Source organism: Flavobacterium sp. 245 (genome assembly GCF_004362055.1).
Taxonomy (GTDB): Bacteria; Bacteroidota; Bacteroidia; order Flavobacteriales; family Flavobacteriaceae; genus Flavobacterium.
Genome location: NZ_SNXB01000003.1, coordinates 348,420 through 367,302, shown reverse-complemented (window position 1 = coordinate 367,302; position 18,883 = coordinate 348,420). Strand labels below are relative to the sequence as shown.

Sequence of the window (18,883 nt, the reverse complement as noted above, 5' to 3'; positions counted from 1 at the left end):
ACAAAATTAGACAATCAAATCTGTTTTTTAATAATAATTGTTCCTTATTATATGTTAAAATTATTAAAATAAGAAAATTCTTTCAGTATGTTTTTGTGAATATTGCGGTGTAAATGAATCTCGCAAAGTCGCAAAGTCGGGAAGTTTTTTCTTTTAAGTCAATTAGTAAAGATACAGTTTGTCATTTATGACAAAAATGAAAAAACCTTAGTCCCTTAGAATCTTAGAACCTCAGAATCTTTAAAATTTACCTCTCATAAAACTCAATTGGCAGTAAATCAGGATCTGCAATAAAAGTGAAACGTTTTTCGGTGGTTTCATCAATTCTTATTGGTTCTGATTCTATGTTTTTGGAAGTTAAAAAGGCAATTGTTTCTTCTAAATTTATTACTTCAAAAGCCAAATGTCTTAAACCAACCGCTTCTGGTCTTGAAGGTCTTTGGGGCGGATTTGGGAATGAAAATAATTCCACTACATACGAACCATTCAAGGCTAAATCTAATTTATAAGATTGGCGTTCTTCGCGGTAAATTTCTCGGATAATTGTTAAACCTAAAATTTGAGTATAGAAATATTTCGATTTTTCGTAATCAGAGCATAAAATGGCAATATGATGAACTTTATTTAAGGTAAGCATTATTTTTTTGATTCAGGTTCTTGATTTAATTTTCGAATAACTTTTGCTGGATTTCCAACGGCTAATGAATTATCTGGAATGTCTTTTGTAACCACAGATCCAGCACCAATAACACAGCCTTTTCCAATTGTAACGCCCGGACAAATAACAGAGTTGCCGCCAATCCAGCAATCGTCTCCAATTGTGACTGGATATGCATTTTCAAGTGTTTTTCTTAATTCAGCATCAAGCGGATGCGAGGCAGTATAAATTTGAACATTTGGTGCAATAAATACATTTGAACCAATGTTTACTGGAGCGCAGTCCAAGACAACACAATTCACATTAAAATAAACGTTGTCACCGCAAAAAATATTATATCCATAATCACAATGAAAAGGCGGTTCAATATAAAGTCCTTCTCCTGCATTCGGAATTAATGTTGCCAAAATCTCTTTTGCTTTTTTGGTAACTCTATATTCTTTCACATTTAAACTGTGCAAAAGATTTTTTGCCGCTCTTCGGCCTTTTAGTAATTCTGGGTCAAAGGCGTTGTAATATTCGCCAGAGATCATTTTTTCTTTTTCTGTTTTCATATTTTACATTTTCGTCTTGGCAATTTTCTCATGTATTTTCAAAGTTTCCTGCAAAGCTGCAGTGCAGTACCAAGGCGTTAATTCGGCTTCGAGTAAATTGGCTTTTATAGCGGGATCAGTCGCGACGAGTGCTTTTGCTTCTTCAATAGTCTCAACATTAAAAACATAAATACCGCGATAATTTCTGTCGTTTTTCATAAAAGGTCCAGCGACAACCAGTTTCCCCTCTTTTGCTAATTTTCCAATATTCGCCATATGACCTTCAAAAAGTTTTTTAGTTTCTTCTTTTGTAGCCGTTGTATTTGTTCCCGATTTTAAAAGACAGAAAACATATTTCTTCATTCCATATTCATCGGCATTTAGAGATTTTGCCAATTTCTCATCAAACTTAACTTTGGTTTCCTGAGAAAATCCTATTGCGTTTACCAGTAAAAATGCAAATAATAGTATTGATTTTTTCATGTTTAGTTTAGTTAAAATTAAATAACTCTCAATATTGTCATTCCGGCAAAGGAGGAATCTCCGTAAGCAACTCCGCAACGAAAATTGAATCTTTTTAGAGCTTCTGGTGGAGATTCCTCCCTCGTCGGAAATGACATAGTGACTTTTTAAAGCAGTTTCTTCAAAATAACAATTTGTCCCAAATGATACACATCGTGCTGAATAATTCCGTGAAGATGCTCATAATAAGAATGGCCGTTATTGACATATATTTTTGCCAAATGCTCATCATCAAAATTTTCAAAAAAAGCAGTCCACGCTTCTTGTGATTTTGCCAAAGTTTGAAGCGACTGCTCCCAGGCTGCTTCAGAAGGATCTAGAACAGGAACAAAATAATTATGATCTGGAGTAATAATGGTTTCGCCCTGCATGCGCTGTAAAATATTTCGTCTCCATTGAATTAAATGGTTTACTATTTCCCAAATTGTATTTAATTTCGGGTTTATTTTTCTATACGCCTGTTCTGCAGTCACATTATTTAAAGTGCCTGCAAGAGTTACCTCTAGGAACGGATTTCCGTCGTAAACAGATTGATATAGATTTGAAATTCTTTTGTTTTCTGACATATTAGGTGATTTTTGGAATTCTCTAGCTAAGATACAAATTAGTAATTTACAACTCATCCTCGAAATTCTACAATTGAGTTATTATATATTTTTTAACGTTAAATGTTAAAATACATTTGCTTCATCAAAAACCAAAGATGACATGAAAACCAAATTATTTTTTTCAATAAGCCTTTTATTTTTTACTGCTTTAATTTTTGCTCAAAGCACTATTTCAGGAAAAGTTGTAGACCAAAAAGGAAAACCAGTTGCTGGCGCTAATATTTATATTGACGGAACTTACGATGGAGCAACAAGTTCTGAAACGGGAGATTTTTCTTTTGAAACAAATGAAACTGGCAATAAATTTATAGTGGTAAGTTTTTTACTTTTTGAAACTTTCAAACAAGAAATTGACGTTGCCAATTATAAAAATCAGACGATTAAATTGCGCGAAAATGTTAATGCACTTGATGCTGTTGTCATTACTGCCGGAACACTTGAATCTGGAGATAAAGCGAGGGTTTCGGTTTTAAAACCTTTAGATATCGTTACAACTGCAGGTTCTGCCGGAAATATTATTGCTGCTTTACAGACTTTGCCGGGAACGCAGAATGTAGGTGAAGATGGCCGTTTATTTGTGCGTGGTGGAGAAGCCAGCGAAACACAGACTTTTGTTGATGGAATACGCGTTGCACAGCCATACGGAGCAACAACAAATAATTTACCAACAAGAAGCCGATTTTCTCCTTTTTTGTTCAGCGGCATTGCTTTTTCTACTGGAGGTTATTCAGCAGAATATGGTGAAGCGTTATCAAGTGTTTTGCTTTTAAATACACAAGATGAAGCAGATCATGAAAAAACAGATATTGGTTTAATGACTGTTGGGTTAAGTTTGGCAAATACCCAAAAATTCAAAAAAAGCTCGTTAAGCGTCAATATGACTTACATTAATTTAGCACCTTATCAAGTAGTGATTCCTCAAAATGTAGATTGGAATAATCCGTATCAATCGCTTGGCGGAGAAACGGTTTACCGATATAATTTTACAAATGGAATTTTTAAATTATATGCCGCTTTTGATTCTGAAAAATTTGATCTGAATCAGAAAAATATCAATTTCGAAAATCCGATCAGAACAGATATGAACAATAATAACTTTTATTTGAATTCTTCATACAAAGGAAGTTTTGGAACGGGTTGGCAAATTACATCAGGAATTAGTTACGGTTACAGCAAAAATAAAGTAACCTACAATATTAGTGATGTTGACAGCAATGAAAATGCAGCGCAGCTGAAACTTAAACTGACCAAAAAAGTGTCAAACTATTTTAAATTGTCTTTTGGTACCGATTATTTTATTACAAAATACAATGAAAATTTTGATGATAATGTGTCTATTAATGTTGCAAACGGTTACGATTCGAACATTTTTGCATCGTATGCCGAAGGTGATATTTTATTCTCTAAAAAATTAGCAATGAAAGTAGGTTTACGATTTTCAAATAATAGTTTGTTAGACGAAAACAATATTGCGCCAAGAGCTTCATTGGCTTACAAAGTTTCAAAAAGCAGTCAGTTTTCTTTCGCTTATGGAGATTTTTCTCAAACTCCAGTTGTTGATTATATTAAATATTCAAAATACCACCAATTTGAAAGTGAAAAAGCAAGACATTATATCCTGAATTATCAGTTTACAAAACCTGGTCAAACTTTTAGAGCCGAAGCTTATTACAAAGATTACAGCAATTTAGTTCAATATGATACTAAAGATCTTCAATATAATTCGGTTTTTAATAACAACGGTTCGGGATATGCAAAAGGAATCGATTTGTTTTGGAGAGACAGCAATTTGTACAAAAATTTAGAATACTGGATTTCATATTCGTACATCGATTCGGAAAGACAATACAAGAATTTTCCAACAATGGCAACGCCAAGTTTTATTGCCAATCATAGTTTGTCTGTCGTAACGAAATATTTCATTACGGATTGGAAATCACAGATCGGATTTACAAACAGTTACAGTTCGGGACGTCCGTACAATGATCCAAACCAGACACAATTTATGAACGGAAAAACAAAATCGTATAATAGTTTGAGTTTTAACTGGGCGTATTTATTGACCACACAAAAAATCCTTTATTTCTCTGTTTCAAACATTTTAGGAACACAAAATATCTTTGGATATGACTACGCAAAACTCCCAGATCCAAACGGAGTATATCAAAGACAAGCGGTAACACCAACTGCAGACAGATTTTTCTTCGTAGGCTTCTTCTGGACAATCAGCCAGGATAAAAAAGAGAATCAGTTGAAAAACTTGTAGTTTTTAGGTTCAGAGGAACATAGGCTCAAAGGTTCAGAGGTTTTCTTTTAATGATTTAAATTTTTAAATGTAAAAATATTTGTCACTTTGAACCTTCGTCCTCTTAACCTAAACGAAAAAACCTTTGTCCCTTTGCAACTCTAAACCTTTGTACCTAAAGAAAGAAACAATTCAGTAACCAAAATCAACAACTCAGCAACATTTAATTTTAAAAGAATAAAAACCAACATACTTTTGAAGTATAAATTAACAAACAGAGTTTTAATCATCAATTAAAGGAGTCACTAAGTTGCTGAGATTCTAAGACAAAAAAAAACTTAGAACCTTAGCAACTCAGAACCTCAGAATCTTTAAAAGAAAACTTAGAACCTCAGAACCTTAATAACTTAGAAACTTAAAAAAAAGAAATCATGACCAAAATTATTACAATTACAACATTATTTATCTGCAGTTTATTATCAGCTCAGACACAATTTGAACAAGGAATGGGAAAAGCTTTTGGGCTTTGGAAAGAAGGAAAAAATGCTGAAGCATCGGCAATGTTTGAAAGAATTGCTGCGGCAGAAAAAACAAGTTATCTGCCAAATTATTATGTAGCTTTAATCAACACGACTGCCGCTTTCAGTGAAAAAGATAAAACAAAAATCGATTTGTTATTAACAAAAGCTCAGGATGCTTTAGATGTCGAATTGATAAAAGATCAGAATAATGCAGAACTTTATGCCATGCAGGCTTTAATTTATACCGCGTGGGTAGTTGCAGATCCAATGACAAACGGAATGAAATATTCGGCTAAAGTGATGGAAGCTTACGCCAAAGGAAAAGCGATAGATCCAAATAATCCGAGAATTGTTTTTGGTGAAGCTGATTATCAAATTGGCGGAGCAAAATGGTCTGGTGTTGATACAAAACCATTATGTGCGCAAGTTGATAGAGCTATTGAACTTTTTGCTACATTTAAACCTGCAACTCCTTTCTCTCCAAAATGGGGATTAGAAAGAGCTTTGGAAACTCAAAAAAATTGTAAAAAATAAATTTAATTTAAGCTGATTTAGAATGAAAGACTATAGAAGTAGCTTTGCAGATGTAAAAAGTGGAACGATCACATGTTTTAAGATTTCTATGGTCTTTGCAATCTTGTTTTCAGCATTTTTAGGAGACGATTTAAGTGTTAAGAACGTTCTGGTTACTTTTTTTGTAAGCTGTCTTTATTCTTTCGGACTCGGTTTTGGAAACGGGTTTATCAGTGTTTTTCTAGATAAAAAATGGGATTGGCTGGAGCAGACGAACTTGAGAGTTTATTATGGGATTTTGTGTACGGTTTTGTACACGGTTCCTGTAGTTTTAGGAATAAATTATTTCATTTTTGTTGTCTTGCAAAACGTGACTTTAGATGTTTTTTTTAGCGCACGAATGCTTTGGGTGCATCTTTTTTATATCGTTGTTTCTCTGGGGGTTTCAACTTTTCTGCAAGCCAGAAGTTTTATGGTAAAGTGGAAACAAGCTTCAAAATTCGAAATAACACAGCAAAAGATTATTGCGGGAACAGCAAATGCACAATTCGAGAGTTTAAAAAATCAGATCGACCCGCATTTTCTTTTTAACAGCTTGAATGTTTTAAGCTCTTTGATCGAAGAAAATCCAGATAATGCACAACGATTTACAACTTCTTTATCTAAAATCTATCGCTACGTTTTAGAGCAAAAAGACAAAGAATTAGTGTCGGTTGAGGATGAATTATCATTCGCAAAAACCTATATGAATTTGCTTAAAATGCGTTTTGAAAATAGTCTGTTTTACGAATTGCCAACAACAGATATAAATCCAGATGCAAAAGTAGTTCCGTTGTCTTTGCAACTTTTATTAGAAAACACTGTAAAACACAATGTTGTAAGTGAGCAAAAGCCTTTGCATATCAGAATTTTTATTGACGGAGATTATTTGGCAATTCAGAATGATTTTCAAAAGAAAGAAGTACTGCAGGATCGTAAAGGAGTAGGGCTGCAGAATATTGTAAATCGATACGGAATTGTAACAAACAGAAAAGTGGTGATTGAACAAAATGAAGAAACATTCACTGTTAAAATTCCAATTTTAACCAAACAAATTACAGTTATGGAAACAAGTGCAGACTATAGCGATGAAAATAAAGCTTATTTCAGAGCTAAAAAAAGAGTAGAAGAATTAAAAGGATTTTACGGAAATGTAATTTCATATTGTTGTGTGATACCATTTTTAATTTTTATAAATTTGAGGTATTCTCCTGGATTTCAGTGGTTTTGGTTTTCTGCTTTAGGTTGGGGATTTGGAGTTGTAATGCATGCTTTTAAAGTTTTTGGATACAGCTCAGATTGGGAAGAACGAAAAATTAGAGAAATCTTAGAGAAGGAAAACAAACAAAAAACTTGGAAATAATCATGGAACCAAATTATACTAAAGCAGAGCGTTACTTAGAGGTTCAAAAAAGAGTAAAAGAACTTAGAGAATTTTATGAGCATTTGACGGTTTTTATTCTCGTAAATCCAATACTTATAGTTGTAAATCTAATGACTTCGCCAGGATATTTATGGTTTGTATGGTCTTTGTTAGGTTGGGGATTTGCAATTGTCATGCACGCACTTAAGGCTTTTAGAATTTCTCCGGCTTTCAGCAAAGAATGGGAAGAGCGAAAAATTAGAGAGATTTTAGAGAAAGAAAACAGCAAACAAACTTGGCAATAATCATGGAACCTGATCATACTCAAGCAAAACGTTATCAAAAAGCTCAAAAAAAAGTAAAAGAAATTAAAGGATTTTATGAGCATTTAACCGTTTTTATTCTGGTCACTGTAATCCTGATTGTTATAAATCTGCTGACTTCACCAGAATATTTATGGTTTGTATGGTGTATAATGGGCTGGGGAATAGGTGTAGTGATACACGGATTAAAAGCTTTTGAAATTTCACCCGCCTTTAGTAAAGAATGGGAAGAACGAAAAATAAAAGAAATTTTAGAAAAAGAAAAGAATAAACAAACTTCAAAATAGTCATGGAAACAAATTGTAGTAATGACCGAGAAAAATTTGAGTTTCAACAAATCTTCAGCAAAAAAGCTGTTAAACTTAAATCCTTATATGTACATGCATTTATTTATGCAATTGGATTGATAATCTATCTTTTAAAAGAATGTTACGGAGTTTCACTGAATTTTTTTCCTGCACAATATTTAAATAGTGTTGTAATGGTAATCTGGACAAGTGTATTTTTAGTGTCTGTGATTGATTTGTTTGCTTCGTATAAGATTTTTGATGAAGAATGGGAAGAGCAGAAAATGAAAAGCCTTTTAGATAAAAAAGTAAAAAAACAAAAATGGGAATAATCATGGAAGTAAATTTTAATGACGAGGATAAATATTACTTGGCAAAAAAGAAAGTCGAGAATATTAAAGGTTTTTATGGAAACTTAACGGCCTATATTTCAGTAAACATCGTTTTGATTGTTATAAATTTAATGACTTCACCAAATCATCTTTGGTTTTATTGGCCATTAATGTGGTGGGGCGTTGGAGTTATTTTTCATGGATTGAAGGTTTTTGATGTATTTCCGGTTCTTGGAAAAGACTGGGAAGAAAGAAAGATCAAAGAGTTCATGGAGAAAGAAAAAGAGAATAAAAATAAATGGCAATAATCCTTAAATATAAATAAAATGGGACGCTTAAGAAGACGCATGTACGAAGAATACAGACAAGAATTTCCGAATGATGAACGCTTTAATATTGCATATAGGAAAGTTAAAAGAATAAAAGGTTTTTACTCCCACTTAAAAGTATATATTATTGTTAATGCAATTATTATCATTTCAAATTTAAATAGGGATTTTATAGGGATTCATTTTAATGACAGTGGTTTGTTTGAGTGGCATACTTATTCGACAGCATTTTATTGGGGAATTGCATTATTGATGCACGCCGTATCCGTTTTTGGACGTGAAATTTTCTTTAGTGATGATTGGGAAGAAAGAAAAATTCAGGAGTACATGAATCAAGAATCACAAAAGAGCAATAAATGGCAATAACTTTAACAAAGTAATAAAATGGGACGTTTTAGAAGAAATATTTTTGAAGACTATGACGAAGAATTCAGCTCAGATGAAAACTTCAATATTGCCTATAGAAAAGTAAAAAGAATAAAAGGTTTTTACTCACATTTGAGAATTTATATTATTGTAAATGCAATAATTATAATAACAAATTTGAACCGTGATATATTTGGAAAAGATATAATCTACAATGGTTTATCAGACTGGCACACTTATTCTACTGCTTTTTACTGGGGAATAGCATTATTAATTCATGCATTTTCGGTATTTGGGCCAGATGTCTTTTTTACCAAAGATTGGGAACAGAAGAAAATCCGGAAATTTATGGAAAAAGAAGACCAAAGTACCAATAAATGGGAGTAAATTTGAAATAGATTTTCCAATTTTTTAGCCAAATAAATGACCACACTAATTATAGAAGACGAAAAACCGGCAGCAAGATTGCTCCAGAGAAAGCTTGAAAAACTTGATATTGCAGTAAAAACCATGCTGCATTCTGTAGAAGAATCAGTAGATTGGTTTGCAAACAACGAACATCCAGATTTGATTTTTTTGGATATCCAGCTATCGGACGGTTTGTCGTTTGAAATTTTTGAAAAAATAGATATAAAAAGCGCCATCATCTTTACAACTGCTTATGATGAATATGCATTAAAAGCATTTAAATTAAACAGTATAGATTATCTTTTAAAACCAATTGACGAAGATGATCTGGAAATAGCAGTCGAAAAATTCAAGATGAGACTTCCAAAAGCGGTTTCTGAAAGTTCTAATCTGCAGCTTGATTTTGAGCAAATCCGCCAAATGTTGTCAAATCCTTTTGAGAAAAATTACAAAAAGAGATTCACCGTTAAAATTGGACAGCATTTAAAAGTAATTACTACTGATGAAATCGAATGTTTTTTTAGTGAAAACAAAGGAACTTACATTCATACTTTTGATAACAGAAATTACTTAATCGATTCTACTTTAGAAATTTTGGAGCAAGAATTAGATATGAAGGATTTCTTTCGCGTAAGCAGAAAATTTATTGTGCCGCTTCAAGCAATAAAAGAAATTCAGGTTTACACCAATTCCCGACTTAAAGTTATTTTGCCAACATATAAAGAAGATGAGGTAATTGTAAGCCGCGAAAAAGTTCAAGATTTTAAAGCGTGGTTAGGGTAAAATTGATTTTATAATTTCGATAGGAATACGAATTTTTAGAAGATTGTTCCAATATTAGCTGTTCCATAATTCAATCCAAGTATAAAGAGCCAGCGGCTCGATGTATTTTGTAGGGCCGGATTTCAATCCGGTTGGACAAAGATTGGGAATATTAATAAGGCCATATTTAAAAACAAAAAATCCTTCAAAATGAAGGATTTTTTTATGTCTTAATTTTTGAATTATTTGCTCAATCGGTGCAACGTGTACGTCATTGCACTCAAAAGGAAAAACGCCATAATTTGGTGAATTAATCCTAAAGCGAATGGTACGCTATATAATAAGGTGAAAACACCAAGTAAAAACTGAATGAAAACAAAAATAACTAACGTTTTTATTCCGTTTGACTGTGTACTAGTAAGCGTATATTTTTTGCTTTTGAAGAAAAGAAAAAGAATAATAGCAACAACTACATAAGCAAAAGTTCTGTGAACAAATTGAACACCGCTTTTTCCTTCAATCAAGTTTTTTATCAAAGTTGATTGTTCAATAAAAACCGACTCGTGAATAAATTCTCCGTCGCTCATTAAAGGCCAGTGATTGTGAATTAATCCAGCGTTTAGTCCAGCAACAAATCCGCCATAAATAATCTGAATTAACAAGGCAACCAAAGCATAACGGGCAATAGTGCGAAGCGGAATTATTTTATTGATATTTCTTTCCGGATAAATCAAATCAAGCGCCACCCAAAGCGTGTAGGCAAAAGTGATAAAAGCAAAAGTCAAGTGTAAAGAAAGTCTGAAATGGCTAACATCTGGATTGTCAATTAAACCAGAGCGAACCATGAACCAGCCAAGAAAACCTTGAAAAGCGCCCATTCCTAAAAGCACAACGCATTTTTTAATTGTATCGGTGTCTAATTTCTTTTTGATCAAAAAGTAAACGAATGGCACAAAAAACACAAGTCCGATGATACGGCCAATGAAACGGTGAAACCATTCCCAGAAATAAATAAATTTATAATCTGCTAATTGAAAATCGTTGTGAATATTGATTTTTTGATACTCAGGAAATTTCTTGTATTCGTCAAAAGCGGCTTGCCACTTAGCATCTGTTAATGGCGGAAAGGTATCGGTTACCAAATGCCAGTCGGTCATTGATAAACCTGAATTGGTTAAACGTGTAATACCGCCCACGACAACCATTAAAAACAATAAAACACAACCTGATAGTAACCAAATGATTACTGATTTATTCTCTTTTTTCATTCTGTTCCGATTAATTCGATTTCTTTTGTTTTTATATTTTTTTCTTTTAAATAAATCTTTTTTAAATAAAATTTTAGGATTAAAAAGTTTCCTATAATATTTAAAATGCCAATCGATGAAACCGCTGTAAATCGGGCATTATAGGAGCTATTGATCATTTGTATTTTGAATAAGCCAAATAAAATATACTTATTAAAAAAGTAATAAGTAAGGACCGTTGCAAAGAGAGAAACCAAACACATTACAAAAAATATTAATTTATATTTGAAGTGTGTAATTTCGTTTTTGTTTAAACTTTTTAGAAAAAGAATATTTGATACTGTAAGGACCAATAGAAAAAGAAATAAAAAAAAAGCTCCTACAATGTCCATTATTTTTTAAGCGTTAAATTCAACTTCGCAGCTCTTTTAATCACAAAATCATAAGCAGCTTGATATTCATTCGGAATATCGCCTTCTAAAATAGCTTCTTTTACCGCTTCTTTCAAAACTCCAATTTCGCGTGAAGGCTTTAAATCGAACATTTCCATAATTTCTTCGCCAGAAATTGGCGGTTGGAAATTACGAACATGATCACGCTCTTCCACTTCCACAATTTTCTTGCGGACAACTTCAAAGTTTTTATGGTATTTTTTGAATTTTGCCGGATTTTTAGTTGTGATATCAGCTTCGCACAAAGTCATTAAACTTTCTACATCTTCGCCCGCATCAAAAACCAAACGACGAACAGCGCTGTCAGTAACAATATCCTGTGCCAAAACAATTGGACGTGAACTCATGATAACCATTTTTTGCACAAATTTCATTTTGTGATTTAATGGCATATGCAAACGCTCGAATATTTTCTTGGCCATTTTTCCACCTAAAAACTCATGTCCATGAAAAGTCCATCCTTGTTTTTTATTGAAACGTTTTGTTGGTGCTTTTCCAATGTCGTGCAGCAAAGCCGACCAGCGCAGCCAGACATCATCTGTATTTGGACAAATGTTATCAACTACTTCAAGTGTATGATAAAAATTGTTTTTATGCGTGTGTCCTTCAACTTCTTCCACCTGATTCAATGCAGTTAATTCAGGCAGGATTAAGTCTAAAAGTCCGGTTTTATATAAAAGTAAAAATCCTGTAGAAGGTTTATCTGTAGAAAGAATTTTGTTTAATTCATCAACAATTCTTTCGCCAGAAATTATCTTTATTCTTTCTGCGTTTTTTGTAATTGCATTTAGCGAATTCTCTTCAATTTCAAAATTCAGTTGATTAGCAAAACGAATCGCACGAAGCATTCGCAAAGGATCATCAGAATACGTAATATCTGGATCTAAAGGTGTTTTAATCGTTTTATTTTCTAAATCGGCTAAGCCATTAAAAGGATCTAGCAGATCTCCAAAACTATTTTCGTTTAAAGAAAGCGCCAAAGCATTGATCGTAAAATCACGACGATTTTGGTCATCCTGCAAAGTTCCGTTTTCTACAATTGGATTTCGGCTATCGAAATTATAAGATTCTTTTCGGGCGCCAACAAATTCAATATCCGTATCTTCAAAACGAAGCATTGCTGTCCCATAAGTTTTAAAAACCTGAACTTTTGGTTTATTGGGAAGCATTTGAGATACTTTAAGTGCTAATTCGATACCGCTTCCAACGGCTACAACGTCGATATCTTTTTTAGAACCTCGGTTTAAAAGCAAATCACGAACAAATCCGCCAATTACGTAAGAGTCAACGTCCAGTTCCTGAGAAGCTTTCGAAATAATATCGAAGATTTTGTTTTGTAAAGCAGTTTTATAATTTGTTTGTATAGCCACGAATTGAGTGATTTTTGAATAAAAGCATTTTTTAATTTCAGTAGAAATAAAATGCATGCAAATTTACAACATAGAAAATGCCTATTATAATCTAGAGCTCACTTTTTTGAACAATTTCACATTTTGTCCTGCAGAATTTTACTAAAATAGAAATGGTTGCCGCGAATTTCACGAATTTCCACGAATTTATTTTTTTTCTTCAACAGATTAAAAAGATTTTTAATTAGTGAAAATTCGAGAAATTCGTGGCAGAAAAAAACTATGAAACAATAAAACAAATCAATTGCAATAACATATTTTTAAAATTTCAATTTGTATTTTTGAATCATACAAAAAAGCACAAATGAAAATAGTTATATCGCCAGCGAAGTCCTTAAATTTTGAAAAAGAATTGCCAACCGCACAATATACAGAGCCACATTTTTTAAAAGAAGCACGTGTGGTTCACAAAGTTGTAAAACAAAAAAAGCCTTCTGAATTATCTGAATTAATGTCAATTTCAGATAAACTAGCCGATTTAAACTGGAAGCGAAATCAAGAATGGAAAACTCCTTTTACATCTGAGAATGCCCGTCCGGCTGTTTATACTTTTGATGGAGATGTTTACACAGGTTTAGATGCTTATACTATTCCGTTAGAGAAATTAGATGTTTTACAAGATAAATTAAGAATATTATCGGGGCTTTACGGTCTGTTGAAACCTTTAGATTTAATGCAGGCATACCGTTTAGAAATGGGAACTAAAATGCCAGTTGGAGAATCTAAAAATCTGCATGAATTCTGGAAACCAACTGTTACAAAAGCATTGAACAAAGAATTGAAAAAGGGCGAATTATTTGTGAATTTAGCAAGTACCGAATATTTTTCGGCTGTAGATGTAAAAGCTTTAAGAGTTCCTGTAATCACTCCAGATTTTAAAGATTATAAAGACGGAAAATTAAAAATGATCAGTTTCTTCGCTAAAAAAGCAAGAGGCATGATGGTTCGTTATATTATTGATACTAATGCTGAAACAATTGATGATTTAAAAGGTTTCAATTACGAAGGATATCAATTTGATGCAAATCTTTCTAAAGGAAATCATTTGGTTTTTACAAGATGATTTTTTAAAGATGCTAAGGTTCTGAGTTGCTAAGATTCTAAGTTTTTTACCGCAATGTTTTACACAAAGTTTGTAAACTGAAAACTGCGACTGATAGCTGTGACTATAAAAAACAACGCCGAATTCTAAATTGAATTCGGCGTTTCTGCGTATTATAAATCTATTATTATTAATGCATTGCGTCGGCTGCACTAATTTTGTTCTTCCCTTTTTTGATAAAGAGAATAATCGGTATACAGCATAAAAACATAATTCCCAGATACATAAATATATCTATATAAGCCATTACGGTACTTTGTTTCAATACAGCATAGTCTATTGCCTGATAGGCTTTTTTAAGAGCGACATCTGCGCTATATCCTTTAGACATAAAAGCTCTTTGCATTCCGGCAATTCGTTGTTGCACATCGTATTTTGCAGGATCTAAGTTATTAATCAGATTTACTCTGTGTTCCTGACTGAAACGTGTTATAAAAGTGGTAATAATGGCAATACCAAAAGAACCACCTAATTGTCTCATCATTCCGGTAAAAGCAGCGCCTTCTCCAATATGTTTTCCTTTTAAGGTCGAAAGTGAAAGTGTGGTAATAGGTACGAAAAGCAATCCTAAACCAATTCCTCTTAAGATCAAAGGCCAATACATATGTTCTACACCAGTATCAGGTGTCATTCTCGTCTGCATCATGAAAGTAAAGAAGAAGAAAACTAAAAATCCAACTCCCACCATATATCCTTGCGGAACACCTTTCTGAATCATATTACCAACAAATGGCATCATGATCGCTGTTGTAATCGATCCCGGAATTAATAATAATCCGGCATCAGTTGCGGTCCATCCTAAAATCGACTGTGTATAAATTGGGATAATCAATGTTGATCCGTACAAACCAAAACCAAGAATAAAACACATTATGGTTCCAATTCTTAAATTTCCGTCTTTTAAAACACTTAGGTTTACAATTGGATATTTATAAGTTAGCTCTCTCCAAATAAATAAAACCAATCCCAAAACTGTAACAACACTTAAGGTTATAATTGTTGAATCATTAAACCAGTCGTCTTGTTGTCCGTGTTCGAGTACGAATTGTAATGATCCAATAAAGGCACTCAATAAAATAATTCCCCACCAGTCAACCTGATTTGCTTTTAATTTTTCTCCGTATTTAGGACTTCTAACAAAAGTTATAGCCAAAATAGTAGCGATAATTCCTAATGGAATATTGATGTAAAAGATATAAGGCCACGAATAATTATCTACTAAATAACCTCCCAAAGGCGGTCCTAAAGTTGGTCCTACAATTACACCCATTCCGTAAATAGCTTGCGCCATACCACGTTTTGCTACCGGATAACTTTCGGTAATAATCGTTTGGGCTGTTACTAGCAGCGCTCCACCACCCATACCTTGTACGAATCGGAAGGCTACAAGTTCCCAAATATTACTGGCGTTACCACACAAAAAAGAACAGACCGTAAATATTATGATAGAAGCCACAAAATAATTACGTCTTCCAAATTGCTGTGATAGCCAGCTCGTCATCGGAATTACAATAACATTCGCAATTGCGTATGCTGTAATTACCCACGCCACATCAGTCAAGGTAGCACCAAGGCTTCCTCGCATATCTGTAAGCGCTACGTTTACAATCGTTGTATCTACAATTTCCAGCAATGCACAAAGTACTGCCGTAATCGTTATGATCACACGTCTGTAGCCGTATTCTACTAAATCGTCGTCTGCTTGTACTGCTGTTGCCATTTATATTATTTCAAATGTACGTCTACATCAACATTCATTCCTGGGCGTAATAATTTTACTTTTTCAGGGTCGTTTGTAGGATCTAAACTAATTTTTACCGGTAATCTCTGAATTGTTTTCACGAAGTTTCCTGTAGCATTGTCAGGAGGCAATAATGAAAAACGAGATCCTGTAGCTGGAGAAAAAGAAGTTACAATTCCTTTGAATTCATAATTAGGATATGCATCAACTTTTAAGCTTACTTTTTGTCCTACAATCATTTTGTTTAATTGCGTTTCTTTAAAGTTAGCTACAACCCAAGCTTCGTTATTATTGATAATATAAAATAAAGACTGTCCTGGCTGAACCAATTGTCCTGGCTGAATATCAACTTTAGAAACCTGACCATCGATGGCAGCTGTTACAACTGTGTAAGTAAGATTTAAATGAGCAACATCCAACATTGTTTTAGCTCTTTTAATGTTTGCTGCAGCAACTTCTGTTTGTTTGTCAGAAGCTTTAGATTTAGATTCAATTACCGATTTTTGGTAAGAACTTGCTCTTTGTTGTTGCTCTAAAACACGTACTTGATTTTCAGCTTCTTCTTTTGCAGTCAAAGCTTGCTCATATTGTTGTTTTGTAATTGTATGCGTTTTGTACAAATTATTGTAACGGTTGTAATCGTTTGTGATTTGTCTCAATCTAATTTTAGCACTTTCGATTGAACCGCTTGCAGATTTCATATTTGCATCAGAAACTGAAATGCTTGCATTAGCACTTCCAATATCAGCTTTTGCAGCTTCGTATTGACCTTCAGCACCTAACAAAGCAGCATTTGCTTCATCGATTTTTAATTGATAATCTCTCTTGTCGATAGTAAATAAAGTATCTCCTTTTTTTACATAATCATTGTCTTTTACATATACTTTACTAATGTATCCAGATACTCTTGGAATAATCGGATTCATTTTTTTCTCGATCTGAGCATCATCTGTTTCTTCGTGAGCTTGTCCGTGTAAGTATTTTGTTATTCCGTAAGTTCCCCCCAATAAAACCAAAACGGTTAGTATAATGATGAATTTAGTATTTGTTTTTTTCTTTTCCATGAGAGCTATCGATTATATTTTAGAAAGATTGAATGATTGTGATAATTGACCTGATACTGAAAGTAGTTCGTAATATTTTTGGATAATGGTTGCTTTAGACAAAGCAGTATTAATTTTGGCATTTAAGTGTTCAACATCAGCCTCAACCAAATCATTGGTGTCAGACAATCCATTATCAAATTTATCTTTTACAAGTCTGTAGTTTTCAGATGCTTGTTGAAGCGCTTCGTCATAAACCACACTTTGGTTAATGGCTAAGTCATAATCTTCAAGAGATTTCTGAACTTCATTTTTAATACGATCAGTCAAAATTGCTTCTGAACTTTTTGCTTCTAAAGCTTGGCTTTCAGCAACTTTTACATGTGCACTGTTTTTATAAAGCCCTGAAATATCGTATGATAAACCAAGTCCAAAATTCATTGCATATTTTACAGTAATAAAATCTTTAAGATCTAATGCTGTATAGCCTCCTAATAAAGCTAATGAAGGATAATAACCTGCTTTTGCTATTTTGATATTAGCCTCGCTCGCTTTTTGTTGCAAACGAATAGCTTCTAAATCCTTTCTGTTTTCAAGTGCTACTGCATCAGATGATGGTGCATTGCTTGTTTTTAGACTAAAGAAATCACCTTCGTTAACAGCCAATTTTACACTTGGATCTAACTTAAGTAAAGTAGTCAGGTAAAAGTTAATGTTATTGATGTTGTTATTAGCTTCGTCAATAGATAATTGTGTTTTAGAAACTAATAATTGGGCTTTCAATAAATCATTTCTTGGGATGATTCCGTTTTTCTCTAATTCAGTAAAATCTGTAACACGCTGTTTTGCTTGTTTTTGATTTTCGTTTAAAAGATCCAATGTTTTTTGAGCTTTGTATAATGCAGTATAATAAGTGATTACACGCAAAGCAACATCTTCTTTGGTTTTGGCAGCATAAGCGCTTTCAGCTTCATATAAATTATCATAAGCTTTGATGCTGTTCTGAATTTTAAAACCTGAAAATATTGGCAAACTAAGTGTTGCCATTCCTAACATTGCCTGATCTGGAGATGGCATTGGCTCTGCACTTGCCTGATCGTCATTATGCATGTCAATCGAAGCTTTTGTCAATCTTTGATATTGACCAGAGATTTTAATATCTGGATATTGATTGTTTTTAACCTCTTGTAATTCGTATTTTTTTGAGTTTACCTTAGTGTTGGCAAGCGTAACTTCGTTACTTTTTTCCCAAGCCATTTTAACGGCTTCGTCTAAGGTTAAACTTGTTTTTTCTTGTGCTTCTATTGAAGATATTCCGATAAAGAAAACTCCAAAGAGCATTAATTGACTAATTTTCATAAACAAGTAGCGCTTTTATAGTTTGTTGAATGTGCTTTGTAAGACTGGTTTTTATGTAATTGTTATACATTTCTTCGGTATTCAGATTTAATAATTCTACGAAGAAAAATTTATTCATGTGAAAATGAAAATAAGTTCCAATGATTGTTGGCGTGATTAACGGAATGATGATATCTTTCCTGAAAACACCTTTATCTTGGCCTTGTTTTATGATCGTTTCAACAGATTTTAAATTTTCTCTTTTTAATTCTGAAAAGGCAATTAGGCTTTTCTCAATCTTTTTTGAAGTAAGTTCAAAGTGTAAAACTCTGAAAATCCCTTTATTACAACTAATTCTGTTAATGTAAATTTCGATTAATTTATTGACTTTTTCAAGCGGTTCGATATTTTCCTGTAATAAATTTTCGAGTTGAAGTTTTAAATCAGAAGTTTTGTAGATGATCAAAGATTCTAAAAGTCTCTCTTTCGAACCAAAATAATACGAAACCATTGCAATGTTAATTTTTGCATGTTTTGAAATGTCCCGTATAGAAGTCCCTTCAAATCCTTTCTCTGAAAATAGCTTTTCAGCAACTTCCAGAATCTGAATTTTTTTATCGTTAAGTTCGATGTGTGACATGGTATTGTTTCTAATCGAATACAAAATTAAACACTTGTTTAATTTAAACGCTTGTTTAATTTTATTTTAACAAAATATTAACGTAAAACGGTGTAGTTGTTT

21 protein-coding genes are annotated in these 18,883 nt (G+C 32.9%); 11 read left to right on the top strand and 10 right to left on the bottom strand.

The features are described 5' to 3' along the window. Window positions 1–247: 247 nt before the first annotated feature. From EV145_RS07680 to EV145_RS07665, 4 genes are all read right to left on the bottom strand, one after another. Window positions 248–637: a VOC family protein gene (locus EV145_RS07680; protein WP_111363319.1), complete on the bottom strand. Its 390-nt coding sequence runs from the start codon at window positions 635–637 to the stop codon at window positions 248–250. Then, window positions 637–1,212, bottom strand: a complete 576-nt coding sequence (locus EV145_RS07675; protein ID WP_133524634.1) for a sugar O-acetyltransferase — start codon at window positions 1,210–1,212, stop codon at window positions 637–639. Before EV145_RS07675 ends, EV145_RS07680 begins: the two co-directional genes overlap by 1 nt. 3 nt (window positions 1,213–1,215) lie before the next feature. Beyond that, the gene (locus tag EV145_RS07670; protein WP_133524633.1) at window positions 1,216–1,674 is read right to left on the bottom strand and encodes a YciI family protein; all 459 of its coding nucleotides are present in this window, start codon (window positions 1,672–1,674) and stop codon (window positions 1,216–1,218) included. A 146-nt stretch (window positions 1,675–1,820) separates the two neighbouring features. Beyond that, on the bottom strand, window positions 1,821–2,279 hold the full coding sequence (locus tag EV145_RS07665; RefSeq protein WP_133524632.1) for a DinB family protein: 459 nt from the start codon (window positions 2,277–2,279) through the stop codon (window positions 1,821–1,823). A 142-nt stretch (window positions 2,280–2,421) separates the two neighbouring features. Between EV145_RS07665 and EV145_RS07660 the strand changes: the two genes are divergently transcribed. The 10 genes from EV145_RS07660 (at window position 2,422) to EV145_RS07615 (ending at window position 9,830) form a co-directional block, all read left to right on the top strand. Next, window positions 2,422–4,587: a TonB-dependent receptor gene (locus EV145_RS07660; protein ID WP_133524631.1), complete on the top strand. Its 2,166-nt coding sequence runs from the start codon at window positions 2,422–2,424 to the stop codon at window positions 4,585–4,587. Window positions 4,588–4,997: 410 nt separating this feature from the next. Next, the gene (locus tag EV145_RS07655; protein WP_133524630.1) at window positions 4,998–5,621 is read left to right on the top strand and encodes a hypothetical protein; all 624 of its coding nucleotides are present in this window, start codon (window positions 4,998–5,000) and stop codon (window positions 5,619–5,621) included. A gap of 22 nt (window positions 5,622–5,643) precedes the next feature. Next, window positions 5,644–7,002 carry a 2TM domain-containing protein gene (locus EV145_RS07650; protein ID WP_133524629.1) on the top strand — a complete coding sequence of 453 codons (1,359 nt, stop codon included), beginning with the start codon at window positions 5,644–5,646 and terminating at the stop codon, window positions 7,000–7,002. Window positions 7,003–7,004: 2 nt separating this feature from the next. Beyond that, window positions 7,005–7,307 carry a 2TM domain-containing protein gene (locus EV145_RS07645; protein ID WP_133524628.1) on the top strand — a complete coding sequence of 101 codons (303 nt, stop codon included), beginning with the start codon at window positions 7,005–7,007 and terminating at the stop codon, window positions 7,305–7,307. Between the two features lie 2 nt (window positions 7,308–7,309). After that, window positions 7,310–7,612, top strand: a complete 303-nt coding sequence (locus EV145_RS07640; protein WP_133524627.1) for a 2TM domain-containing protein — start codon at window positions 7,310–7,312, stop codon at window positions 7,610–7,612. Window positions 7,613–7,614: 2 nt separating this feature from the next. Beyond that, a complete protein-coding gene (locus EV145_RS07635; RefSeq protein ID WP_133524626.1) occupies window positions 7,615–7,944 on the top strand; it encodes a 2TM domain-containing protein in 330 nt (109 codons plus the stop codon). Window positions 7,945–7,946: 2 nt separating this feature from the next. Then, a complete protein-coding gene (locus EV145_RS07630; protein WP_243739220.1) occupies window positions 7,947–8,252 on the top strand; it encodes a 2TM domain-containing protein in 306 nt (101 codons plus the stop codon). An 18-nt stretch (window positions 8,253–8,270) separates the two neighbouring features. Then, window positions 8,271–8,639, top strand: a complete 369-nt coding sequence (locus EV145_RS07625; protein WP_133524624.1) for a 2TM domain-containing protein — start codon at window positions 8,271–8,273, stop codon at window positions 8,637–8,639. An 18-nt stretch (window positions 8,640–8,657) separates the two neighbouring features. Continuing rightward, window positions 8,658–9,026, top strand: coding sequence for a 2TM domain-containing protein (locus EV145_RS07620; protein ID WP_133524623.1), 369 nt, complete (start codon window positions 8,658–8,660; stop codon window positions 9,024–9,026). Window positions 9,027–9,062: 36 nt separating this feature from the next. Next, on the top strand, window positions 9,063–9,830 hold the full coding sequence (locus tag EV145_RS07615) for a LytR/AlgR family response regulator transcription factor (RefSeq protein WP_133524622.1): 768 nt from the start codon (window positions 9,063–9,065) through the stop codon (window positions 9,828–9,830). A 221-nt stretch (window positions 9,831–10,051) separates the two neighbouring features. Here EV145_RS07615 and EV145_RS07610 read toward each other — a convergent pair whose 3' ends face one another. Both EV145_RS07610 and EV145_RS07605 read right to left on the bottom strand, forming a co-directional pair. Next, the gene (locus EV145_RS07610; RefSeq protein ID WP_133524621.1) at window positions 10,052–11,077 is read right to left on the bottom strand and encodes a COX15/CtaA family protein; all 1,026 of its coding nucleotides are present in this window, start codon (window positions 11,075–11,077) and stop codon (window positions 10,052–10,054) included. A gap of 370 nt (window positions 11,078–11,447) precedes the next feature. Then, complete coding sequence (locus EV145_RS07605) at window positions 11,448–12,935, bottom strand: CCA tRNA nucleotidyltransferase (protein ID WP_243739219.1); 1,488 nt, start codon at window positions 12,933–12,935, stop codon at window positions 11,448–11,450. 286 nt (window positions 12,936–13,221) lie between these two features. Between EV145_RS07605 and yaaA the strand changes: the two genes are divergently transcribed. Next, window positions 13,222–13,980 carry a peroxide stress protein YaaA gene (gene yaaA / locus EV145_RS07600; RefSeq protein WP_133524620.1) on the top strand — a complete coding sequence of 253 codons (759 nt, stop codon included), beginning with the start codon at window positions 13,222–13,224 and terminating at the stop codon, window positions 13,978–13,980. A 169-nt stretch (window positions 13,981–14,149) separates the two neighbouring features. On the opposite strand, the gene EV145_RS07595 is transcribed toward yaaA, so the two are convergent. The 4 genes from EV145_RS07595 to EV145_RS07580 are packed head-to-tail and all read right to left on the bottom strand — an operon-like array spanning window position 14,150 to window position 18,781. Further along, the gene (locus EV145_RS07595) at window positions 14,150–15,739 is read right to left on the bottom strand and encodes an MDR family MFS transporter (RefSeq protein WP_133524619.1); all 1,590 of its coding nucleotides are present in this window, start codon (window positions 15,737–15,739) and stop codon (window positions 14,150–14,152) included. 5 nt (window positions 15,740–15,744) lie between these two features. Further along, window positions 15,745–16,824, bottom strand: coding sequence for an HlyD family secretion protein (locus EV145_RS07590; RefSeq protein WP_133524618.1), 1,080 nt, complete (start codon window positions 16,822–16,824; stop codon window positions 15,745–15,747). 12 nt (window positions 16,825–16,836) lie between these two features. Then, a complete protein-coding gene (locus EV145_RS07585; RefSeq protein WP_133524617.1) occupies window positions 16,837–18,162 on the bottom strand; it encodes a TolC family protein in 1,326 nt (441 codons plus the stop codon). Further along, window positions 18,152–18,781 carry a TetR/AcrR family transcriptional regulator gene (locus tag EV145_RS07580; RefSeq protein ID WP_133524616.1) on the bottom strand — a complete coding sequence of 210 codons (630 nt, stop codon included), beginning with the start codon at window positions 18,779–18,781 and terminating at the stop codon, window positions 18,152–18,154. Before EV145_RS07580 ends, EV145_RS07585 begins: the two co-directional genes overlap by 11 nt. Between the last annotated feature and the right edge of the window lie 102 nt (window positions 18,782–18,883).